Raw genomic sequence first — 20,577 nt, forward strand, 5'->3', positions numbered from 1 at the left:
GCCCGGTGTCACCGGCCAGAGGGGCCCGGACGTCACGGATGAGCGGACCTAAGCCGTCTCGGGCCAGTCGGTGACCTGAACATAGTCCTCATGCCGGCGCAGAAAGCCAGCGATAAAAGAACAATGCGGGATGATCCGCTTGCCGGACGCCGCCACATCGTCAAGAGCGTAGCGGGCGAGAATCTTCGCCATGCCCTTGCCACCGAAGGGCTCCAGGGTTTCGGTGTGGATGAAATCCACATGCCCTGGCAGGTCGTTGAACTGCGCCACGGTGGTCAGCGTCTCCCCGACCCGCAGCTCATACTGATGGTCCTGGTCATTGCGCAGCATCGTCACGTCGTTGTGGAAAGTCTCGGCCGTGTCAGTCATGTCTCGACCTTGGCACGGCTGGTCCGCGCTGGCAATGCCCCGGCAGAATCCCCCCACCCCGACCAGCGAGCGTGGAGATCTGCCCCTTCAACACCGCTTTTGCGGGGCTGATCTCCGCACTCTACGGCGGGTTGTAAGGTTGCGGGGGCGCCTGCGGTTGGGCGGGCGACGGCGGGACGCATTTCCGCGGGTGCCCGGCGTCCCATTTCGGGAGGTGCCCCACGTTCCGCTGTCGCTGCCTGCCTGCGTTCCGTTGAAGCGCCCTGGTCGGCGGTGGGAACGCCCGCGGCGAGTTCGGCTGCTCCCAGCGCGGCCTCGAGATCCGCCACGGTCCGCTCGTAGGCGGGTCCGGCACCGGAACGCAGCAGCGCCGCCTCGCGCATGACACGAACCAGTGCCGCCGTTTCCGGCTGGCACACGTCCGACAACGCGGGATAATCAATCATCTTGCCGACGTCCAGCTCATAGACGCTCCAGCGGGTCAAGACGTCGTCGTGACGTGCGGCAACGGCGCCAAACCCGATCCGGTCAGCACGGCGCTGGGAGCGGCTCCGCTGGAACGCCTCCAGACGCGGGGCGCCGCGGTACGCCGAAGCGCCAGCCAGCAAAGCGAGCACGAGCAGCGAGGCGCCGGCGGCAGGACTGTAAACGGCGGGAATAATCACCGCAGGCAGCACGAATGCCAAAGCCAGGAAGCTGTGCCAGAAAACGGCGTCACCCCGGACACCGCCGTCCCTGCCCAGTTGCAACCTCAGCGCATAGACAGTTGCCGCAACGCTGACCGTCACTATCACTGCGCAGCACAACAGCTGGACGAATTCCGCTGCTAAAGCGGACATGCCACCACCTCCGACCCGGAGCACCCTGACCCGGCGTGACCTCCGCCTGAAGCGCACTGACCGGTGCCCTCACGTCGGGTTGTCCCGCTCGTTTACCACTACCTCCATTGGAATACTTCACACGAGATTGGTCAATGCTCCCGCGGCCGGTCGCGGCATTGGATTGGTGCGCGATACACGATGAACGCTAAGGAGTGCACGTGAACGACGGCACATGTGTACGACGTGCCGGAATCCGGGCTGGGACCTGAATGGACAAAGTGTCAGTCCCTGCACCCATTATTGAAGAACACAACATATGAGGAGACCAGCAATGAGCCAGAGACCTGCTTTGATCGGACTCCCGCTGCTGATCACCGGTTTCCGGGCAGGGGCGAAAGCCCGCGCATTCAACAGGGCGGACTTCGCTTTGGCCGAAAGCCTCGACCAGGAACTCGGTGAGCTGTACCGGCGGCCGGCCGCAGACGCCTATCAACCCGATTCGACCTCGGGAATCCTCGGAAACGCCACAGTCATCGAGCTGGAACGCCACTTCGATCAGGACACCGCCGGCAATATGGCCGGCACTTTGGACCACCAATTCAGCATGTTCTCCCGGTCCACCGGATTCTCCGTCGGTGGCGTCGGAGGATCCGGCCTGCCCCTGCTGCGGCATCGTGGATAGCTGACCTGGTGACCAGCGTTGGGCACTCGCTGGGCGGACCTTCCACCCACGCGGGGGCGAGCGTCGGCCGGTGGATACATCCCCTGACCGACCGGTTCACTCCGCGCGACATCAGCTACACAACCGACAGGCTCAGAGCCCTCGAACGCAGCAGGGACGGCTCCCCCGTCTCCGTGTACGGCGCGCCGGTGGGACGAAATGCCATACTCGGCACCCGGTTCACATTCGCGGATGGTCAGCAGACGAACATCTTCCCCGCGCGGTTTCCTGCCCTCCTGGGCCAGGCCATCGGGATAGGTACTCGTCACGCCGTCGCAGGCAACGACGCGGGCCGGACCAAGCAACTCGAATCAGTCAAGCCCGTCTAGCTGGTACAGCCCGGCTTGTTCTGTCCCTGCCGGCAAATGCTCCAGCACAAGAAATCCCCGCCCTGCTGTGCCGGACGGGGATTTCTGCGCTGGTGGGCCCTGTGGGGCTCGAACCCACGACCCACGGATTAAAAGTCCGATGCTCTACCAACTGAGCTAAAGGCCCTCACCAGTCCGCGCTGTTTCCCGCGGCGGACGCTACCTAGAATAGCGCACACAGCGGCGGTGCCGGGAATCGACGAAATCTCGACCAGTCCGGGGCACAGGAGTAGTGTCGTGGCATGAGTGCAACACCCGGTTCCCACGTTCCCCGGCCGCATAAGCCCAAGCCTTTTGAACCCGCGGATTTTGAGCCTTTTGCCGGCGGTTCGGACCCGGCGCGTGTGTCCGAGGCAGCCCATCTGGCAGCCCAGGCACTCGTTCACCGGGGCCGCAAGAGTGATGATCCCGCGGTGACCAAACGGCTGGTCAAACTTGCCGACCAGCAGGGACTTGAAGCCATCGCGGAATTGTGGGCCCAGAGCCCGGCCCGGTCCCTGCCCGGGGCGTTGTGGCGCCTCTACGCCCTCCGCGCCGCCACGCAGCAGGACCCGGAGCGTATTTCCATTTTCTTCCGCGCCGGCCAGGATACTGCGCAGGTTTCCCACGTAGTCGCGGGTGTGGCCGATCCGCCCGGCGCTGATGAGCTCAAGACCATGGCGGACGCCATTTTATCGGGGGCGTTCGACGGCGACTTCGACGTTGCGCTGGAACGTTCGGCTGCCTTCTGCCGGGTCGTCGCGCTGGGCCAGTCCCGCGTCGCCGATGAGCGGGAACGCGCCGACGGCGCACACGGGGACCGGCTGACCAGGAACGCGGCGCAGCTCATCAAAACCGCCGAGGACCTTGAGCACGCGGCCGCATCCTGGCGCCGCAACGAGCTGGACTAGCGATGGGGCAGCGTGAATGTGATCTTGCTTAGCGACCAAGGGCAGTCCTGATCCCGTCGAACCCATCCTAGTCAAGCAGGCCCTTCGCACTCAGCTCGATGATTCGCGAATATCGCACCGCACTAACGGGACGCAGTCGCGCCGCCGGAGCGGGCTTCATCCACAGGGCCGATTCGTACATGGCTAGAACAGATATTGGGGCCTAAACTGGGCAGATTACCGACGGGTAAGTGTGACTCAGACAGGGGGTGCTGAAATGAACAAGAAGGATTTGGCGATAGTCGCAATGGACGACGAGGAGGCAGCGGAGGAGACCACCGGGCGGGGCACCATGGTGATCCGGATCTGGTCGGAGGAAGGTGACGAAGGCGGGTTCCGGGCCCGTCTGATCTTTAGCCGTACCGCCAAGGATCGGCCCCATCTGCGCGTTGCCGGGAGCCACGACGAGATTCTTCAGACGGTACGGCAGTGGCTTGAGGAGATCGATGACTAAACCTAAGTCTGCCCGCTTTCACCCCGCATAAAAACAGGTAATTCCCCCCGCATTATTTCATTGACAACCCATGGTCGAGTGACCATGCTGGGTGATGGACCGGGAATCATTCAGTTGGTTCGGAGGCTCCAATTAATCTTAGTTGTCGGCACCGCAGCGGCGCAGATAGGGGGGCAGGATGGACGGGCCTGGCAGCCAACGTTGGGAGCTCAAACTCTTGGGCTTCTGGCAGCTCAAATTGGACGGGCAACCGGTTGCCGTCGGTATCCGCCAGCAGCGCGTCATCGCAGCCCTGGCTCTCTTGGGAGCGAGGTCGCGGCACTCCCTCTCCAGCCTTTTATGGCCGGACAGCTCCGAGGCACAGGCAGCGGGAAATCTGCGGGCCAGCGTCTTCCACATCACCCATAAGCTCCCTTCCTTCTTGTGCGCCTCCAACGATTCACTGTTCCTGGAGCCGGACGTAGAGGTTGACTTTCACCGGATCCGCTGGCTTATCGCGGACATCCAGGACAGCGCGGCTACTGTGGCCGCCGGTTCAGCGGACATTCTGCACAACGCGGACCTCTTGCCCGACTGGTATGACGACTGGGTCATCTTCGAGCAGGAGCGGCTGCAACAGCTGCGGCTTGACGGGCTGGAGACGTTGGCCAATTACTACCTGCGGATGGGCGCCCTGGGACGCGCGACGGAGGCCGCACACGCGGCTACATCGATCGAACCACTGCGCGAGAGTGCCCAGTTGATCCTGCTCCGCTGCCATCTCGAGGCCGGCAATAATGCCTCGGCCACGCGGGCATTCCATGAATTCCGTGGCCGGTTAGGCCGTGAACTGGGGGTAAGGCCCTCCTCCCGTTTTGCAGAACTGCTGGATCCGCAGCCCACCAGCACCCCGCCTTCGGCGGAGTCACAGTACCGCCTGCCCCGCGCCGGCGGCGCAGGCTAAGGACCCTTTACGCCATCACCCAATATGCTACGCCAGCGACTTCGAACCATTCGGTAGTTCCCAGTAGATGAGAGGTTGGCAATGCATATTAAATTCATCACCAGTACCTTCAGCGTGTTCGTCCTGATTTCCGGGATGCTTCTGGTTGGAGGAGTCACCGGAGATGTGGCCGCCGCCGATGCGTCCCCCGACAGATCCCACCGGGAAACCCGCCGATCCAACAGCCTGGACACGGCGTCGTCGGCCATTCCCACGGCAGCGCAGCCGGCGGTGACCGACAACGCGCAGAGCACGGTGCGGACAGGCTCCTCGACGGGGAAGGCGGCAGCGGTTGCCGTGGCCACCAGCAACTGTGACGGATGTTCCGGTTCGTCAACCGCTTTCCAGGTGGTTTACTTCGACGGCGATACTGCCACGGCGGACAATTCCGCTGCGGCTTGGTCCAGTTGTCCCACGTGCACCTCCTCAGCGGTTTCGGTGCAGCTGGTGGTGGCACGGAAAGCCAGCCAACTCATCGTCAACAACAGGGCACTGGCGCTCAACGTGGGCTGCACCAGCTGCACGACCACATCGGCCGCCATCCAGTTTGTCATCACGGGAGGAACCCGCCGGGAGCTGTCCGCCCAGGCAAAAACCATGATTACCCAAATCCAGACCGAGCTCGCAGACAGGCTTCAGGCCGCCCCGCACCCGCAGGGGCTGCAGCGGTCCGCCCCGCAGGCCAAGGGGCTCACGGACGATACCGCCGAGAGGTTGGCACAGATCATCCTCAAGGACGTGGGCGCTGCAACGGTGCAACGCAACGTCGACGTGCAGGCGGGCCAATAACAAGCCCTGAGGGCAATAAAAACCGGCAATAAAACCGTCACCAACGGTCCCGGGAGGAGCGGCTGCGGCCGGCTTATCCCGGGACCGATTCCTGCCCGGACGCGCCTCCCGCCCCGAAATCCGGCAGTAACGGGACAGTAACGGGGCAGTAACAGAGACGGATATCTACTTTGGGTACTGGCTTCATAGAGGCCTTGATAACGGAACAACATTCAACGGAAGGGGGTGAATGAGATGGAGAAACTGACCGCCACTGAGCTGGAGGGACAGAGCGTAGAGCTGCTTCCCTCGCGGGAGACTCTGCTCCTGAACTTCCACATCAATTGGGCGTCCGTCATGGCCTCGAATGCGTCCTACGCAGTCAGCGCCGCGACCCTGGGCTCCGACACCTCCAGCGGAGCCTGGCAGATGATCAGCGTCCACCAGCGCTGATAAACCCTGTCAATCGGGTTCTGGTGTGACAGGTGCCGGACGGAATCTGGCTTCATTTCAGTTGCACCCAGGCGGCGGGTCCACCACTCACAGGAGCGGTGAACCCGCCGCTGCAACGTCCCGCTACCGAAGGCATATCCAATGACTATTGACTCCAGTGAGCCGCGGACGGTGCAGTGGCGGCTCGTCCCCGGAGTTGAGCTGCTGGGCCCGGTGACCGGTTCCGGACTGACGCAGAAGACTTTTCTGGTACAGCGCCCCGATGGCCAGGTCATCCAGCTCTCCGCTCTGCTGAACCTCATTCTCAAGACGGCTGCCACGGAGCCGACGACCGACGTTCTGGCCCACGATGTGAGCGGGCTATACGGCAAGGAGTTGGATCCGCCCGGGCTGACGCAGCTGATCGAGCAGAAGCTGCGGCCGCTTGGTCTGCTGGAAGATGCTACCGGCATGGTGCCTATGGACAAACCCGCGCCCACTGCTCGCCCGATCCTTGCACTTCGCCTGAAGGGGACCATAATTCCGGTGGCCACCGTCAACCGGCTCGCGGCGCTGCTCAGGCCGATCTATTTTCCGCCGGTCGTTATCCTGAGCCTCGCGGCGCTGGTCGGACTCGACATCGCCCTGTTCTTCTCCGGCAACATTGTCTCCGCTCTCGAGCAGATCCTCGTTACTCCGACGCTGCTGCTGGGTCTGTTCGTCATGATGGTCGTCGGTGCGGTGATCCACGAGCTAGGACATGCCACCGCCTGCAAATATGGCGGCGCCGAGCCCGGGGTCATCGGCTTCGGCGTATATCTGGTGTTCCCGGCATTCTTCACCAACGTCACCGATTCCTACCGGCTGAATCGAGCGGGCCGGCTGCGGACGGATCTGGGTGGCCTGTATTTCAATGTCTGGTGCGTGCTGCTGTCCGGTCTTGGTTTCCTCCTGACCGGCAATGGCATCCTGCTCTTGTTCGTCATCACAACGCAAATCATGATGCTCCAGCAGCTGCCCCCGACCATCAGGCTTGATGGCTACTTTGTACTCGCGGACCTGGCCGGCGTGCCGGATCTTTTTTCCCGCGTCGGTCCGGTTCTGCGCAGTCTGATTCCCGGGCGCCCCGTGGATCCCCGGGTTACGGAACTGCGGCCGGCAGCACGGCGGATCGTCATGGTGTGGGTGCTCACCGTGGTCCCCGCACTCGTCCTTCTCTTTGCCTGGCTGTTGTGGAACTTGCCTCTCATCGTCGCTCAGGCGTCCGCCGCCGTCGTCATCCATGCACACGCCCTGAGTGCCGCCTGGACCGTCGGTCAACCTGTCAACGTAGCGCTTTCCGCGCTGTCCATCTTCCTGCTGGTGCTGCCCGTTGCCGGGATCATCGTGATGATTCAGCGTCTGTTGGCCGGTGCCGTGACGCTGGTGCGCCGTCGCATCGACGCAAACCGCAGACGATCCGCGGGCACACCGCCCTATGGCCGGCACAGCGGTCCGGCTCCGGGCCGGGCGAGAGCGGTAACGCCACGATAACAAGGCAGTAACAGGACGACCTATCTACTGTCCATAGCCACACTTTCTAAAAGCCGATCGATCAAGGTACTAGACCCGAGAGGGGGTGAACGAGATGGAGAAACTGACCGTTACCGAATTGGAGGGACAGAGCGTAGAGCTGCTTCCCTCACGGGAGACTCTGCTCCTGAACTTCCACATCAACTGGGCGTCCGTCATGGCCACGAATGCGTCCTACGCAGTCAACGCCGTGTCCCTCGGCTCCAGCGCGACCAGCGGAGCATGGCAAACCATTAGCGTCAGCCAGCACTGACAGCCGGATGCCGGGTGCCTGGTAAACGCAGGCACCCGGCCACACAGAAAGGTGAAGTGCCATGACGGCAACATCTGCGCTGTGCTCCATCGATCTCGATGCCGAGACCGCGGAGCTGCTACCCAGCCGCGAAACCCTGCTCCTGGACTTCAATTTCAATGTCGCCCCCGTGATCGGCGTCAATCTGGCGCTCGCTCTCAACGCGGCGACCATTGGCTCCGTGGCCCAGGCGGGAGCGTGGCAGAACCTCTTCTCCATGCACTAGCATCCGATGGGTTTTTGCCGACACGGGCGGCGGGTACAGCACCGATCAGGTGGTAAACCCGCCGCCTTTGTGCGTCCGGTTCTGTTGACATGGAACCGCCAACGTAGAACACTGAAGGTGGTGTCGGACTGCGGAACCCCCGGGCTCCATCTTCTAGCCGCTTCGAGCGGCCTAACGCCGAGAGGCGCTCTCAGTCCGGCACCACCTTTATGCCCCAAACGGGCCGCCACGACTCTCCGATGCCCGGCGGATCCCCTGATTGCCGAGGATATCGGATTCCGCGGGTGAGGGCGCCGGCAAGTAATGTTAGGGCACAGCCCCGGCTTCGATAGCCGCTCCTTGGGCAGCCGGCAGATCGAATCGGGAAGGTATTCATGAAACTGCGCCTCTTCCCGCAGGAAAGGGCAGGGCTGCGAATCCTGTCGGCGATGGCGCAGGAAATTGTCCTCGGCGTGCACACCCTCTCCGAACTGCTCGGAGCTTCCGCCTCCGAGTTTGAGCCGTTGGCGGAGCAGATGCGCCTGCACGAAGCGGCCTCAAGCAATCTTCTGGTCTCACTGCTGACGCATATGAGAACCAGTTTCATAAACCCGCTGCCCCGTGAAGATCTTTTTGCACTGGCCCGGTTCCTCAACGAGGCGATCGAAAAGCTTGCCGGTGCGGCGGAGCTGATCACGCTGAACAAACTGGAGCGCATCCCCGCGCGTGCGTCGGACCAACTGGAGGTTATTGCACGCCAGGCCGAGCTCACCGTGGAGGCGATGGGCCGGATGGACAATCTGGAGAAACTCGAGGACTACTGGATCCAGGTCCTGCGCCTGGCCAAGCGCGCCGAGCACACGCACCGGGTCTTCGTCAGCGAGCTGCTCCGGGACCACAAGCCGATGGCCTATGTACGCTACCGGGACGTCGCCGATCAGCTGGTCAACGTCACCAAGGACATGCGCCAGATCGCGACCCAGGTGGGCAGCATCATCGTCAAGGAATCCTAACTTGGCCACCGCTTTCCTGCTCGTCGTGGTGATCCTGGCCGCCGGTTTTGCGTTCCTGAACGGCTTCCGTGATGCTTCGTCTGCCGTCGCCATTGCCGTTCGTAACCGTTCCCTGACGCCCAGCATCGCTGTCCTGCTGGCCGGATTCTTTAACCTCGCCGGCGCCCTGCTCAGTGGCTCCTTTGCCGTGGCGGTCGGGGGGAGGTTGTTCAGCCTGCCGCGGGGAACGGCCGGTCTGGCCCTGCTGGCCGCTGCGCTCACTGCGGCCTGCCTGTGGGGCGTTTACCAATGGCGGCGGGGCTACCCGTCGTCTTCCACGCATGCGCTCATCGGTGGGCTCGCCGGCGCATCCTCGGCATCGACGCTCGTCGGTGAACAGCCGCTGCACGGACTGGACTCCACCCTGCTGACACTGGTGGTCCTTCCGCTGCTGCTCTCGCCCGTAGTCGCCTTCGCATTGTCATTCCTCACGGTCTATCCCGCAGTTTGGGCGTCGCGGCATTCGCAGCCGAGTTTCGTCAACCGTCGGGTCCGCCGGGTGCAGGCGGTGGGGACGGCGGCCGTCGCCTTCGGTCACGGCCTGCAGGACGCTCAACGGACGACTACGGTGCTGCTGTTGGCGCTGGCGGCGGCCGGGCTCGGCGGCACGGGCGCGGTACCCGCCTGGGTACTGATTTTTTCCGCCGTTCTGCTCGCCGCGGGCACGCTGACCGGCGGCTGGCGCGTCTCTTACACCCTGGGCAGCCGGCTGGCCAAGATCGACCCGATGCGGGGCATGGTGGCGCAGCTGGTCAGCTCCGTACTGCTTTTCATCGGCGCCATCGGGCTGCATCTGCCGCTGTCCACCACTCATACGGTGACGTCGTCAATTATCGGCGCCGGCCTTAACCAGCGGTTCTCGGTGACCAACGGCCGGCTTTGGCTGCGGATTCTGCGCGCTTGGGTGGCCACCCCCATCGCCGCGGCGGTGCTGGGCGCGATCCTTTACCTCGCAGTCTCCCCACTGATTTAGCTTGCGGCAAAAGTGGCGCAGCACGGTGCGCTTCCCGGTGCACGACCGGCCCACAACCGGAAAGAGCCGGGAACCCTAGCCGAAGCGGCCGGAAACGTAGTCCTCGGTGGACTTCTGCATCGGGTTGTTGAAGATCGTGGTGGTCTCCGCATACTCGATCAGCTTCCCCGGTTTTCCGGTCCCGGCGATATTAAAGAACGCGGTCTTGTCCGAAACCCGGGCGGCCTGCTGCATATTGTGCGTCACAATCACCACCGTGAAGCTGTCCTTGAGTTCATTGATCAGATCCTCGACGGCCAGCGTGGAGATCGGGTCAAGAGCGGAGCACGGCTCATCCATCAACAGGACCTGCGGCTCCACCGCTATGGCCCGGGCGATGCACAGACGCTGCTGCTGGCCACCGGAAAGCCCCTGGCCGGGCTTTTCCAGCCGGTCCTTGACCTCATTCCACAGATTTGCGGCGAGGAGGGACTTCTCCACGAGATCGTCTGCGGCGGACCGTGAGATGCGCTTGTTGTTCAGCCGCACCCCGGCCAGCACATTCTCCTTGATGGACATGGTGGGAAACGGGTTGGGGCGCTGGAAGACCATGCCGATCTGGCGGCGGACCGTCACCGGGTCAACACCGGCGCCGTAGAGGTCGTCGCCGTCCACCAGCACCTGGCCCTTGACGTGCGCACCCGGAATCACCTCATGCATCCGATTCAAGGTCCGCAGCAGGGTCGACTTCCCACAGCCCGACGGACCGATGAAGGCCGTGACGGATTTCGGGGCGATGTCGATGCTGACATCGTGGACGGCCAGAAAATCCCCGTAGTAGACATCAAGGTCTTTGACATTCACGCTCTTGGACATGTTCTTCCTTCTAACTACCGTGAGGTTTTGGGCGCGAAGATCATGGCGATGATCCGCGCCATCAGATTCAGGACAACCACCAACAGCACCAGCAGCAGCGCCGCGCCCCACGCCTGGTTGTTGGACAGATCGATGTCCTGCCCCGGGAACTTGTAGCCGGTGTACGCCATCACCGGAAGCGTCTGCATGGGGCCCGAAAGGGGATTGGCATTGAACGAATCAGTAAAGCTCGCAGCCATGAAAATCGGTGCGGTCTCACCGATCACCCGGGCAATGGCCAGCGTGATCCCGGTGGCGATACCCGCTATCGCAGTGGGAATAACGATCCGCGTGATGGTGACGTATTTTGTTACGCCGAGGGCGTACGACGCCTCGCGCAGATCCGCCGGCACGAGCCGCAGCATTTCTTCACAGGAACGCACGACCGTCGGAATCATCAGAACCGAAAGGGCGACGGCGGCGGACAGTCCGCTGAATGCCTTCGGTCCCAGCAGTAAAGTGAAGAGCGAGAACGCAAACAGGCCGGCGACAATGGAGGGGATGCCGGTCATCACATCGACCAGGAAGTTCACCGTGCGGCGCAGCCAGAAGGTGGGATGGGCGTATTCGACCAGGTAGATGGCCGTCAGCAGACCAATGGGCACGGAGAACAGCGTGGCCAGGCCGGTGATCTGCAGCGTTCCGACGATCGCCTGCAACGCGCCGGAGGAGGAAACCAGTTCGAGGGTATCCGGATCAATATGGGCCGCTCCCCCTGAGGTGCTGATGAACTCCCAGCTGAGGATACCCAATCCCTTGCTGACGACGGTCCACAGCGTGGACACCAGTGGGGCCAGAGCGAGGATAAAAGCCGTACAGACCAATCCACTGACCAGACGGTCCAGCGCCTTCCGCCGATTCTCCTTCATCAGGGAGAGCGAATAAATGGCAATCAGGTAGAACACCCCAGTGAAAACCAGCAGACCAAACCAGTTGAAACCGATCAGACCCTGGAGCGCTGCGGCAAGGATAAAGCCACCGATTACGGTGTAGAGCGTGGAGCGCTTCGGCAGCTGCCCGGTGGTCAGGCGGTTACGCACAGCAGGGAGCCTCGCGGATTCAGTGGCTGTGGTCATGGCTGGTCTCCTTCGGCGCGCTTGTCGAGGCCTGCTCCGAACCCGGCACTCACGGCGGTGCGGGCCGCCGCGACATCCCCGTCGGCACCGTCGGCACCGTCGTAGCCGTCGTCGCCGAGGCGTTCCTGCCGGTGAGCGGCCAGCGGGCTCAGCATCTCGTCATCCTCTGCATCCGCTGCAGATACGCCGTCGCCCCGTCCCGGGTCCGAACCCCGCGGGTTGCCGGCGTCGCGGACTTTTTTCCGGCGCGGCTTGGCGTTGACGATCAGCCGGGCCACCATGTTCACCGCCAGCGAAATGACGAACAGCACCAGTCCGGTCCCGATCAGCGCATCACGCTGAAGTCCGGTGGCTATCGGAAAGTTCAGGGCAATGTTGGACGCAATCGTCTGCGGGTTCTCGCCCTCGGTGATCAACCGGAAGGAGACGACAATGGCCGGGGAAATGATCATGGCCACGGCCATCGTTTCACCCAGCGCTCTTCCCAATCCCAGCAGGATGGCGCTGACCACGCCGGACCGGCCGTACGGGAACACGGCAAGCCTGATCATTTCCCAGCGGGTGGAACCCAGCGCCAGCGCCGCCTCCTCATGCAGTTTCGGGGTCTGCAGGAATATTTCACGGGAGATGGAGGTGATGATCGGCAGGACCATTACCGCCAACACCACCGCCCCGGTGAGAATGCTGGACCCCGTGGAGGTGACACTGCCACTGAAGAACGGAATCCAACCAAGGTAGGCGTTGAGCCACTCCTGCAGGGGCAGCAGAAACGGACGCATCACCATGATGCCCCAGAGCCCGTACACCACGGAGGGCACGGCGGCCAGCAGATCGATGATGTAGCCGAGGAAGTTGGCCATCTTCCGCGGGCTGTAGTGCGAGATGAAAAGCGCGATACCGATCGCTACCGGAGTCGCCATCAGCAGCGCGAGAACCGAAGCCCAGACCGTGCCAAAGGCAAGCGGCCCCACATAGGACCAGAAGCCGGAAAACCCACCCGTGACGCCAGTCTTCAGATCGGGATTGGTGGTCCAGTTCGCACCTATCGCCGGGAGGGCCCGGATGATCAGGAACAGCGCCACTCCGGCCAGAATGACCATGATGGACACGGCGGCCGAGGTGCTCAGGAACTTGAAAACCCGGTCCGCCGGCCTGGCCCTGGCGGTAACCCGCCGGGCCGGAACAACTGCAGAAGAAGTGCTCACGTCGCGCTTTCTTTTCACCAGTGCTGGATAACTGCGAACCGGGGCAGTCCGGCCGGCCGGACTGCGGGCGGCCGGACTGTGCAGTTCGGTTCCGTTCGGTTGGGAGACTAGGAAACCGTCTTCAGGGTTTCCCGGATCTTTTCGGCCAGGGCCGACGGGAGCGGCGCCGAGCCTGCGTTCTTCGCCGCAATCTTCTGTCCCTGATCGCTGACAACGTAGCCGATGTACGCGGTGGCCAGCTTGGCCTGGGCGGCGTCCTTGAACGTGGTGCACAGGATGTCGTAGGAGATCAGCGGGATCGGGTACGCATCCCCGGTGGTCAGCTTGGTGTAGTCAATGTCCTGGGACAGGTCACCAGCCACGCCGCTCTTGGCCGGGGTCACAGCGGTGGCAACGGCCTTGGTGACGCCGTCCTGGCTGAAGGAAACGTACTTGTCGCCGGCCTTGATGGCAGCAGCGCTCAGGTCGCCGATCGCGCTGTGGTCTGCGTAGCCGATGGTGCCGTCACCGGCCTTAACCGTGTTGACGACACCGGAACCGCCCTGCTGGGCCGAAGAGCCGGCGACCGGCCATTTGTTGCTGACCGGTGTTGTCCAGACGGCAGGAGCCATCTGGTGCAGATAGTTGGTGAAGTTCTGCGTGGTGCCTGAGCCGTCCGAGCGGGTCACCGTGGTGATCGTCGTCGAGGGCAGAGTGACTCCGGGATTGTCTGCCTTGAGGGCGGCGTCGTCCCAGGTCTTGATCTGCTGCGTGAAGATCTTCGCCAGCGTCTCGGCCGAGAGCTGGAGCTTGTCCACGCCCTTAAGGTTGAACACGATCGAGACACCGTCCAGATAGACGGGAAGGTTCACCGCACCTCCGATGCCGCAGACAGCCTGGGCCTTGGTGGCCTGGTCGACGGAGAGATAGGCGTCCGAACCGGCGAAGTCGTAGGAGCCGGCGGTGAAGTTGGTGACACCGCCACCGGATCCCTGGGATTTGTCATAATTGACTGCCACTTTCGCGGCTTGGGCCTTGAACCCGGCACTCCAGGCGGCCTGGGCATTGGCTTGAGCGCTGGAACCGCCGGCGGTGATGGTCCCGGACAGGGAGCCATAGTCCGCGGCGGCCGAAGACGCAACCGGCGAGGATGACGTGGCGCCAGTGGAGCTGCCGCCGCAGGCGGTCAGTGCGAGAGCGCCGGCCGCGATTACTGCCGCGGTCTGGCCAAAGCGAAGAGCCTTCACTAATTTTGCCCCTTCCAGGGAATAGCTGACAATTGGTCCCGGTGGGAATCCGGGACATCATCGCGTAAATCGAGTTGTAGAGCCGGGCCAATCTATTGATCAATCAATGAATCGACCGAGCCAGGGATTCAAGCCGGCTCCGCGATGACGAACGGCGTGGCTTGCCGCTCTCCAAGCTATGCGCCTCAGGTAACGGGACGGTCGGTGGAAGGTGAACGGCCGGTGAACAGCGGCCGGACGTTTGCGGACCGCCCCCGGCGTTGGGCGGGGAGGCGGCACTTAGACTTGCCACATGCCAAATCCCAGGGGAGCCGCCCCGCTGCGTTATCTGCGGGTCCAGACCCGTGTCGGGCTGCGGCGCAGCTCGGCCTCCCTGCGGCCCGCGCTGCAGATGACGGTCTGCGCTATCGGCGCCTATGCCTTCGCCGAATATGTGCTGGGCCATGCCGGCCCCCTTTTCGCGGCCACGTCCTCCCTGATCGCACTGGGATTCTCGCGCGAGGCACGGCTGCGCCGAGTCCTGGAAGTCGGCATCGGCTGTACTCTGGGAATCGTGGTCGGCGATCTGCTGCTTACCTCACTCGGATCGGGGATCTGGCAGGCCGCGCTGGTGCTTTTCCTATCCATCATGCTGGCACGTTTCCTGGACGGCGGAGTCATCTTCACCACACAATTAGCGCTGCAGTCCGTACTCGTCGTACTCCTTCCTGCGCCCGTCGGCGGTCCCTTCACCCGCAGCCTGGACGCCGTCGTCGGCGGTTGTTTTGCCCTGGCCGTCGCGTTCCTGACGCCGTCTGATCCCCGGCGGGAACCAAAAAATGATCTGCGGAAGCTGCTCGATGAACTCTCCCAGGTACTCCGCGGCTGCTCCAACGCGCTGATCTACAGTGACTCCACCCTGGCCTGGCACGCATTGGTCCGGGCCAGAGGCACCCAGACGCTGCTGGATTCTATGCGGACGTCGCTGAAGTCCTCGAAGGAGGTGGCCACGCTTTCGCCCGTCTTCCGGCAACACCGCGGAGAGATCCACGAACTCTCGCACACCCTGGGCTTTGTGGACCTGGCATTGCGCAACAGCCGTGTCTTTGCCCGCAGACTCGCCAGCGCCATCAACAACGCCGCCCTCTCGGACGAGGGGACCGAGTACATTTCGGAGGTCCTGACGGAGACCGCGGACGCGGTGGATGAGCTGGTCATTGCCTTGTCGGACCCGGCCGCCACCCTCCGCTCCCGGTACCTGCACAATGCCCGCTGGTCCCTGGCCGCCGTCGCGTCCCGGCTGCATCCCGATCAGCTCGGAATCCAGCGGCTCGAAGGCGAAACCGTGGTGATGCTGTTCCGCCCGCTGATGGTTGACCTGCTGGAGGCCGCGGGCATGGACCACAGGGAAGCCCTGGACCTGTTGCCGGAAATCTAGCCGGCCGACCACGGGTGCAGGTCTGTACTGAGTCGGTGGGCTGTCGGTGGGCACCGTTACGCTGGTTCAATGGCAACAAAATCGCTCCGGTCCTCGCAGGGCTACAAATGTTCCGAATGCGGCTGGACCACGGTCAAATGGGTGGGCCGCTGTGGCGAATGCCAAGCATGGGGAACAGTGGAGGAAACAGGCGTCGGTGTTGCACGGACGACGACGGCGACGGCGGTTGCGGTGCCGGCCCGGAAAATTGCGGAGGTGGATGCCACCAAGGCGGCGTATCTGCCCACCGGAGTACCCGAGCTGGACAGGGTACTGGGCGGCGGCGTAGTCCCGGGCGCGGTGATTCTCCTTGCCGGCGAGCCCGGCGTCGGGAAATCCACCCTGTTATTGGACGTTGCCGCCAAATTTGCCCGCAACGAGGACCGCACGGAGGTCCGGGACGTGCTGTACATCACCGGTGAGGAATCGGCGGCCCAGGTCAAGCTGCGCGCGGACCGGATCGGAGCGGTCGCGGACACGCTCTATCTGAGTGCCGAAACCGATCTGGGGACGGCGCTTGGCCAAGTGGAGGCACTGACGCCGAAACTGCTGATTATTGATTCCGTTCAGACACTGAGCAGCGCTGCGGTGGACGGCAGCGCCGGCGGGGTCTCGCAGGTCAGGGAGGTCACGGCCTCCCTGATTGCCGCTGCCAAACGAATGAATATGACCACCCTGTTGGTGGGCCACGTGACAAAGGACGGCTCAATTGCGGGCCCGCGTTTGCTGGAGCACCTGGTGGATGTGGTCTGCCAGTTCGAGGGCGAACGGCATTCCCGGCTGCGGCTGGTCCGGGCCGTCAAGAACCGCTTCGGTCCCACCGATGAAGTTGGTTGTTTTGATCTCACCGAGCATGGCATTGTGGGGCTGGCTGATCCCAGCGGGCTGTTCGTTTCCCGCATTAAGGACCCGGTCTCCGGCACCTGCATCACCGTCACGCTTGAGGGCCGCCGGCCGCTGCTGGCCGAGGTGCAGTCCCTGCTCGCGCCCAGTTCCACTTCGCAGCCGCGCCGTGCAACCAGCGGGCTGGATTCGTCCCGGGTTGGCATGCTGCTGGCGGTGCTGCAGCAGCGGGCCGGTGCCGATCTGACCGGCGAGGACAGCTATGTCGCCACTGTAGGCGGGGTGAAGCTGACCGAGCCGGCCATGGACCTGGCCATTGCGCTGGCCGTCGCTTCCGCCAAATCCAGAGTGGCCATCTCGGCCCGACTGATCGCCTTTGGTGAAGTGGGGCTGGCCGGGGAGGTGCGTCCGGTTCCAGGCATTAACCAGCGGATCCAGGAGGCGCACCGGCTCGGTTTCACGCACGCAATTGTGCCGGGCAGCCCGAACGGTCCGGGGACCATCCCCAAGGGATTTTCGGTGAAGGAGGTGCACCATCTTGCCGAAGCGATGGACTTGCTCTTTCACGGTGCCGCCAAGGAACGTAAGGCAGTTCCGCTTCAGGACAGTGATTTCTGACCGGCATATCCCACTATTATTGGCCATGTGACTAACGCGGAAGAAGCCGCGCGCACCGCGGAAGGAATATGGCGATGGCCCGGAGTCCCGAAGAAGCCCTCAAGGCCACGTTGGCCCGGGTTGCGCCCGGAACGCCGCTGCGCGACGGCCTGGAGCGGATCCTGCGCGGACGGACGGGCGCACTGATAGTCCTTGGCTCCGATCGCACCATCGATCAGCTTTGTTCCGGCGGTTTCGAGATCGGCATTGAATTTTCCCCCACTCGGTTGCGCGAACTGGCCAAGATGGACGGGGCCATCATCTGCGACAGAGATGCGAACAGGATTCTTCGCGCGGCCGTCCAACTGGTTCCGGATCCCAGCATTGAAACGCAGGAATCGGGCACCCGGCACCGCACCGCGGAGCGCGTGGCCATCCAGACGGGCGTGCCTGTTGTTTCGGTGAGCCAGTCCATGCAGATAATTGCCCTGTATGTTCACGGCCTGCGTTATGTGCTCGAAGGGTCGGAGAAGGTGCTGGCCCGCGCGAACCAGGCCCTCGCGACCCTGGAGCGTTACCGCTCACGTCTGGACCAGGTCACCAGCTCCTTGTCGGCCCTGGAGATCGAGGCCATGGTGACCGTCCGCGACGTCGCTGTGACACTGCAGCGCCACGAGATGGTGCGGCGGATCTCAGAGGAAATCGCCCAGTATGTTCTCGAACTCGGAGTGGACGGGCGGCTTCTGTCCCTGCAGCTTGACGAGCTTACCGTCGGCCGCGGACCGGGCAGTGAAATGGTCATCCGCGATTACTCCGCCACCAGAACATCCGCTGAGATAGACGCCGCCGTCACCGCACTGCAGGAGATCGGGCCCACCGAACTGATCGATCTGAGCAGGATAGCGAACATAGTCGGTCTTACGACTGGCTCCGAGTCGCTGGAGGCGATCATTCAACCGCGCGGCTATCGTCTGGTGTCCGGTCTCAAGGCGGTTCCTCGGGCCGTTGCCGATAGGCTGGTGGATCATTTCGGTGGTCTGCAAAGCCTGATGGCCGCAACCATTGATGAGCTGATGGTTGTCGACGGCATCGGCGAACAGCGCGCCCGCACGGTGCGCGAAGGGCTGTCCCGGATCGCCGAGGCCAGTCTGCTGGACCGGTTCCTCTAACCGCCGCTGCGGCCGCGGTCGCGGCCGCAGTCGCCGTTGCGGTCGCCGCTCCCGCTGACCCTTACTGCAGCTGAAACGGGACCTTCGCGCTGGACCAGGTGCCCAAAGTAGCGGTCAGCATGTAATAGGCTCCCTCACCGCCGGGAACAGCAGCGACCCCGGGGCACCCCGCCGCAGAACGGATCCGAGCCCAGGGAAAATTGGCTGATTCGGACGCGCCCGGCGCGATGGTCTTAACCAGATCGGTGGCATCGGCTTGGCAGTCCCTGGAGGAGAAAATCCTGTCCTTGCCGCTGGTGATCAGGAATTCCATCTGGCTGGTCCCCACATTAACGGTGCACGGCACCTTCGAGCCGTTTGTCACCTTGAGGGTCAGCAACGGATCCTGCCCCGCGGGGTAAACGGTCGCATCCACCGCGGCAGAAACGGTAACCAGATCCGCAGCGCAGGCGGTGGTGGCTGTGGGCGCGGATGATGCAGCGTTGGTGGATGTTGCAGCGTTGGTGGATGTTGCTGTGCCTGTAGCCGTGGCTGCCTCGCTCGGCGTGGCCCCCGCGGTGCCGGAGGCAGCCGGGGAGGATGATCCGAGGGATTGCGTCGGGCTCGGCGACGCCGTTGAACTGCTGGCCACGGACCCGCCGGCAGCCGACAACGGATTACTGCCCTCCCGCGACCCGAGATGGAACGCCACCGCAATGGAACCTGCCAGCACACCAAGGATGACCAGCACCAGCAAGGCCCCCACTGCCGCCCGCCGTCGTCTGAAGATTACCGCCGCCGATGCGCGGGAACCAGACGCGCCGCGGGTTCCGTTCCGCACCGCCGGACGCTGCTGCGGGGTCCGCTTTCCACCCGCGCTTCCGCCGCTCGCATTATCCTCTCCAGCCATCCCTCCACTCTAGATACCTGCTCCCCCGCAGTCCCTTCACCACGCCGTTGGCAGTGCAGAAGGGGCTGTGGCAACCCTCACGAGGCCGCGGGCCGAGGAGGGGCGTCACGGTGGTGAAGACGCAGCTGTCATCGGGGGTTGTCAAGGCGGGCAGCTCCGTCCTGCTTCTACAGTGCCCTGGGTACGTAGTGTTCTGCTTATGCACTGATATGCACTGATATGCACTGTTCAGCGGCAGTATTCCGGAGGTGTAATGTAATCCGCATTATTGGTCCGCCAGTTATCGTACCGACAGTTATTGTTCCGAGGATATTTTGATGCACCAAGCGATCGTGAACTGGTTCGGGCGCAACGCCCGGGATCTGCCGTGGCGCTCGGCTGATTGTTCCCCGTGGGGCGTCCTGGTCAGCGAGGTCATGCTGCAGCAGACCCCCGTGGTGCGCGTGCTCCCGGTTTGGAAAGACTGGATGTCGCGCTGGCCAGATCCCGGCTCGCTGGCAGCGGCCGCCAGCGGCGATGCCGTACGGGCCTGGGGCCGGCTCGGATACCCGCGCCGGGCCCTGCGGCTGCACGCGGCCGCGGCCGCCATCACTGCGGAGTACGACGGCGAGGTGCCCGGCTCCTATGACCGGCTGCTGACGCTGCCTGGGGTCGGCAGCTACACGGCCGCCGCCGTCGCCGCCTTTGCCTTCGGGCACCGGGAAACCGTGGTGGACACCAATATCCGGCGCGTCCAGGCCCGCCTGTCGTCCGGGCAGGCGCTTCCGGCGCCGGCGCTGACGGCGGCCGAGATGCGGCTCGCCACCGAGCTGCTCCCGGAAGAACCGGTGCTCTCTGTCAAGTGGAATGCGGCAGTTATGGAGCTCGGAGCCCTGATCTGCACGGCGCGCTCGCCCAGATGCACCGAATGCCCTGTCCGGGCCGAATGTTCCTGGCTGGCGGCGGGTGAACCCGAGCCGACCTACACGCCGAGGGGGCAGGCCTGGGCCGGCACCGACCGGCAGGTGCGCGGGGCCATGATGGCCGCCCTGCGTGCCGCCGAATCCGGTCTACAGCGTGAACTGCTCTTCGCGGCGGCACCGTCGATTGTAACGCAAGTCCACGGGACCGGGACGGAATCCGAGCCGGATAGTGATGCACTCAGCCCGGTCGGTGCACAGCTGCACCGACTCTATGCCCTGAAGGCGGAGGAAGATCAGCTGGCACGCGCCATCGAGGGCCTGCTGCGCGATGGGCTGGCGCAGGCGTTGGACGGCGGACGCATCGCTCTCCCCCTCTAGACAT

General features: G+C 63.7%; 22 protein-coding genes, 1 tRNA gene and 1 pseudogene. 16 read left to right on the forward strand and 8 right to left on the reverse strand.

The genetic code is table 11. The features are described from left to right. Window positions 1–48 precede the first annotated feature (48 nt). Window positions 49–369 carry a GNAT family N-acetyltransferase gene (locus tag QMG52_RS02240; protein WP_283558796.1) on the reverse strand — a complete coding sequence of 107 codons (321 nt, stop codon included), beginning with the start codon at window positions 367–369 and terminating at the stop codon, window positions 49–51. Beyond that, complete coding sequence (locus tag QMG52_RS02245) at window positions 366–1,208, reverse strand: hypothetical protein (protein ID WP_283558797.1); 843 nt, start codon at window positions 1,206–1,208, stop codon at window positions 366–368. Before QMG52_RS02245 ends, QMG52_RS02240 begins: the two co-directional genes overlap by 4 nt. Window positions 1,209–1,521: 313 nt before the next feature. Here QMG52_RS02245 and QMG52_RS02250 point away from each other — a divergent pair, with 313 nt between their 5' ends. Together QMG52_RS02250 and QMG52_RS02255 are read left to right on the forward strand one after the other, a co-directional pair. Next, window positions 1,522–1,872 (forward strand): hypothetical protein, encoded by a 351-nt coding sequence (locus QMG52_RS02250; protein WP_283558798.1) that lies wholly within the window; start codon window positions 1,522–1,524, stop codon window positions 1,870–1,872. Between the two features lie 8 nt (window positions 1,873–1,880). Then, window positions 1,881–2,240 (forward strand): hypothetical protein, encoded by a 360-nt coding sequence (locus QMG52_RS02255; RefSeq protein WP_283558799.1) that lies wholly within the window; start codon window positions 1,881–1,883, stop codon window positions 2,238–2,240. Between the two features lie 90 nt (window positions 2,241–2,330). Here the strand turns inward: QMG52_RS02255 and QMG52_RS02260 are convergent. Beyond that, window positions 2,331–2,406 (reverse strand) — tRNA-Lys (locus QMG52_RS02260). A gap of 115 nt (window positions 2,407–2,521) precedes the next feature. Between QMG52_RS02260 and QMG52_RS02265 the strand changes: the two genes are divergently transcribed. From QMG52_RS02265 to QMG52_RS02310, 10 genes are all read left to right on the forward strand, one after another. Then, a complete protein-coding gene (locus tag QMG52_RS02265) occupies window positions 2,522–3,169 on the forward strand; it encodes a hypothetical protein (protein ID WP_283558800.1) in 648 nt (215 codons plus the stop codon). A gap of 256 nt (window positions 3,170–3,425) precedes the next feature. Next, window positions 3,426–3,662 (forward strand): hypothetical protein, encoded by a 237-nt coding sequence (locus QMG52_RS02270; RefSeq protein ID WP_283558801.1) that lies wholly within the window; start codon window positions 3,426–3,428, stop codon window positions 3,660–3,662. A 178-nt stretch (window positions 3,663–3,840) separates the two neighbouring features. Then, on the forward strand, window positions 3,841–4,605 hold the full coding sequence (locus QMG52_RS02275; RefSeq protein ID WP_283558802.1) for an AfsR/SARP family transcriptional regulator: 765 nt from the start codon (window positions 3,841–3,843) through the stop codon (window positions 4,603–4,605). Window positions 4,606–4,686: 81 nt separating this feature from the next. After that, window positions 4,687–5,433 (forward strand): hypothetical protein, encoded by a 747-nt coding sequence (locus QMG52_RS02280; RefSeq protein ID WP_283558803.1) that lies wholly within the window; start codon window positions 4,687–4,689, stop codon window positions 5,431–5,433. A 234-nt stretch (window positions 5,434–5,667) separates the two neighbouring features. After that, window positions 5,668–5,865 carry a hypothetical protein gene (locus QMG52_RS02285; protein WP_283558804.1) on the forward strand — a complete coding sequence of 66 codons (198 nt, stop codon included), beginning with the start codon at window positions 5,668–5,670 and terminating at the stop codon, window positions 5,863–5,865. Between the two features lie 141 nt (window positions 5,866–6,006). Beyond that, window positions 6,007–7,377, forward strand: a complete 1,371-nt coding sequence (locus QMG52_RS02290) for a hypothetical protein (protein WP_283558805.1) — start codon at window positions 6,007–6,009, stop codon at window positions 7,375–7,377. A gap of 94 nt (window positions 7,378–7,471) precedes the next feature. Next, a complete protein-coding gene (locus QMG52_RS02295; RefSeq protein ID WP_283558806.1) occupies window positions 7,472–7,669 on the forward strand; it encodes a hypothetical protein in 198 nt (65 codons plus the stop codon). A gap of 61 nt (window positions 7,670–7,730) precedes the next feature. After that, complete coding sequence (locus QMG52_RS02300; RefSeq protein ID WP_283558807.1) at window positions 7,731–7,934, forward strand: hypothetical protein; 204 nt, start codon at window positions 7,731–7,733, stop codon at window positions 7,932–7,934. A 374-nt stretch (window positions 7,935–8,308) separates the two neighbouring features. Then, on the forward strand, window positions 8,309–8,926 hold the full coding sequence (locus QMG52_RS02305) for a DUF47 domain-containing protein (protein WP_283558808.1): 618 nt from the start codon (window positions 8,309–8,311) through the stop codon (window positions 8,924–8,926). Between the two features lies 1 nt (window position 8,927). Next, entirely contained in the window at window positions 8,928–9,938 is a 1,011-nt protein-coding gene (locus QMG52_RS02310) for an inorganic phosphate transporter (protein ID WP_283558809.1), read from the forward strand. A gap of 75 nt (window positions 9,939–10,013) precedes the next feature. On the opposite strand, the gene pstB is transcribed toward QMG52_RS02310, so the two are convergent. The 4 genes and pseudogenes from pstB to QMG52_RS02330 form a co-directional block, all read right to left on the reverse strand. After that, entirely contained in the window at window positions 10,014–10,793 is a 780-nt protein-coding gene (gene pstB, locus QMG52_RS02315; protein WP_283558810.1) for a phosphate ABC transporter ATP-binding protein PstB, read from the reverse strand. Window positions 10,794–10,807: 14 nt separating this feature from the next. Continuing rightward, window positions 10,808–11,908, reverse strand: a complete 1,101-nt coding sequence (gene pstA / locus QMG52_RS02320) for a phosphate ABC transporter permease PstA (protein WP_283558811.1) — start codon at window positions 11,906–11,908, stop codon at window positions 10,808–10,810. A 236-nt stretch (window positions 11,909–12,144) separates the two neighbouring features. Continuing rightward, a pseudogene (pstC, locus tag QMG52_RS02325) lies at window positions 12,145–13,131 on the reverse strand (phosphate ABC transporter permease subunit PstC); the annotation flags it as partial. 89 nt (window positions 13,132–13,220) lie between these two features. Continuing rightward, window positions 13,221–14,339, reverse strand: a complete 1,119-nt coding sequence (locus QMG52_RS02330) for a phosphate ABC transporter substrate-binding protein PstS (RefSeq protein ID WP_283558812.1) — start codon at window positions 14,337–14,339, stop codon at window positions 13,221–13,223. A 292-nt stretch (window positions 14,340–14,631) separates the two neighbouring features. Here QMG52_RS02330 and QMG52_RS02335 point away from each other — a divergent pair, with 292 nt between their 5' ends. The 3 genes from QMG52_RS02335 (at window position 14,632) to disA (ending at window position 18,404) form a co-directional block, all read left to right on the forward strand. Then, window positions 14,632–15,756, forward strand: a complete 1,125-nt coding sequence (locus QMG52_RS02335; protein ID WP_283558813.1) for an FUSC family protein — start codon at window positions 14,632–14,634, stop codon at window positions 15,754–15,756. Between the two features lie 69 nt (window positions 15,757–15,825). Beyond that, a complete protein-coding gene (gene radA, locus QMG52_RS02340; protein WP_283558814.1) occupies window positions 15,826–17,256 on the forward strand; it encodes a DNA repair protein RadA in 1,431 nt (476 codons plus the stop codon). 74 nt (window positions 17,257–17,330) lie between these two features. After that, complete coding sequence (gene disA, locus QMG52_RS02345) at window positions 17,331–18,404, forward strand: DNA integrity scanning diadenylate cyclase DisA (RefSeq protein ID WP_283558815.1); 1,074 nt, start codon at window positions 17,331–17,333, stop codon at window positions 18,402–18,404. A gap of 61 nt (window positions 18,405–18,465) precedes the next feature. Here disA and QMG52_RS02350 read toward each other — a convergent pair whose 3' ends face one another. Further along, the gene (locus QMG52_RS02350; RefSeq protein ID WP_283558816.1) at window positions 18,466–19,293 is read right to left on the reverse strand and encodes a hypothetical protein; all 828 of its coding nucleotides are present in this window, start codon (window positions 19,291–19,293) and stop codon (window positions 18,466–18,468) included. 317 nt (window positions 19,294–19,610) lie between these two features. Between QMG52_RS02350 and QMG52_RS02355 the strand changes: the two genes are divergently transcribed. Continuing rightward, a complete protein-coding gene (locus tag QMG52_RS02355; RefSeq protein ID WP_283558817.1) occupies window positions 19,611–20,573 on the forward strand; it encodes an iron-sulfur binding domain-containing protein in 963 nt (320 codons plus the stop codon). Window positions 20,574–20,577: the final 4 nt, after the last annotated feature.

It is taken from the genome of Paenarthrobacter sp. PH39-S1, assembly GCF_030063245.1.
Lineage (GTDB): Bacteria > Actinomycetota > Actinomycetes > Actinomycetales > Micrococcaceae > Arthrobacter_M.

Excerpts from the sequence above, each read along its gene's own strand:
- QMG52_RS02240 (WP_283558796.1), bottom strand. The coding sequence starts at position 369 with ATGACTGACACGGCCGAGACTTTCCACAACGACGTGACGATGCTGCGC.
- QMG52_RS02245 (WP_283558797.1), bottom strand. The coding sequence starts at position 1,208 with ATGTCCGCTTTAGCAGCGGAATTCGTCCAGCTGTTGTGCTGCGCAGTG.
- QMG52_RS02250 (WP_283558798.1), top strand. The coding sequence starts at position 1,522 with ATGAGCCAGAGACCTGCTTTGATCGGACTCCCGCTGCTGATCACCGGT.
- QMG52_RS02265 (WP_283558800.1), top strand. The coding sequence starts at position 2,522 with ATGAGTGCAACACCCGGTTCCCACGTTCCCCGGCCGCATAAGCCCAAG.
- QMG52_RS02270 (WP_283558801.1), top strand. The coding sequence starts at position 3,426 with ATGAACAAGAAGGATTTGGCGATAGTCGCAATGGACGACGAGGAGGCA.
- QMG52_RS02275 (WP_283558802.1), top strand. The coding sequence starts at position 3,841 with ATGGACGGGCCTGGCAGCCAACGTTGGGAGCTCAAACTCTTGGGCTTC.
- QMG52_RS02280 (WP_283558803.1), top strand. The coding sequence starts at position 4,687 with ATGCATATTAAATTCATCACCAGTACCTTCAGCGTGTTCGTCCTGATT.
- QMG52_RS02285 (WP_283558804.1), top strand. The coding sequence starts at position 5,668 with ATGGAGAAACTGACCGCCACTGAGCTGGAGGGACAGAGCGTAGAGCTG.
- QMG52_RS02290 (WP_283558805.1), top strand. The coding sequence starts at position 6,007 with ATGACTATTGACTCCAGTGAGCCGCGGACGGTGCAGTGGCGGCTCGTC.
- QMG52_RS02295 (WP_283558806.1), top strand. The coding sequence starts at position 7,472 with ATGGAGAAACTGACCGTTACCGAATTGGAGGGACAGAGCGTAGAGCTG.
- QMG52_RS02300 (WP_283558807.1), top strand. The coding sequence starts at position 7,731 with ATGACGGCAACATCTGCGCTGTGCTCCATCGATCTCGATGCCGAGACC.
- QMG52_RS02305 (WP_283558808.1), top strand. The coding sequence starts at position 8,309 with ATGAAACTGCGCCTCTTCCCGCAGGAAAGGGCAGGGCTGCGAATCCTG.
- pstB (WP_283558810.1), bottom strand. The coding sequence starts at position 10,793 with ATGTCCAAGAGCGTGAATGTCAAAGACCTTGATGTCTACTACGGGGAT.
- pstA (WP_283558811.1), bottom strand. The coding sequence starts at position 11,908 with ATGACCACAGCCACTGAATCCGCGAGGCTCCCTGCTGTGCGTAACCGC.
- QMG52_RS02335 (WP_283558813.1), top strand. The coding sequence starts at position 14,632 with ATGCCAAATCCCAGGGGAGCCGCCCCGCTGCGTTATCTGCGGGTCCAG.
- radA (WP_283558814.1), top strand. The coding sequence starts at position 15,826 with ATGGCAACAAAATCGCTCCGGTCCTCGCAGGGCTACAAATGTTCCGAA.
- disA (WP_283558815.1), top strand. The coding sequence starts at position 17,331 with ATGGCCCGGAGTCCCGAAGAAGCCCTCAAGGCCACGTTGGCCCGGGTT.
- QMG52_RS02350 (WP_283558816.1), bottom strand. The coding sequence starts at position 19,293 with ATGGCTGGAGAGGATAATGCGAGCGGCGGAAGCGCGGGTGGAAAGCGG.
- QMG52_RS02355 (WP_283558817.1), top strand. The coding sequence starts at position 19,611 with ATGCACCAAGCGATCGTGAACTGGTTCGGGCGCAACGCCCGGGATCTG.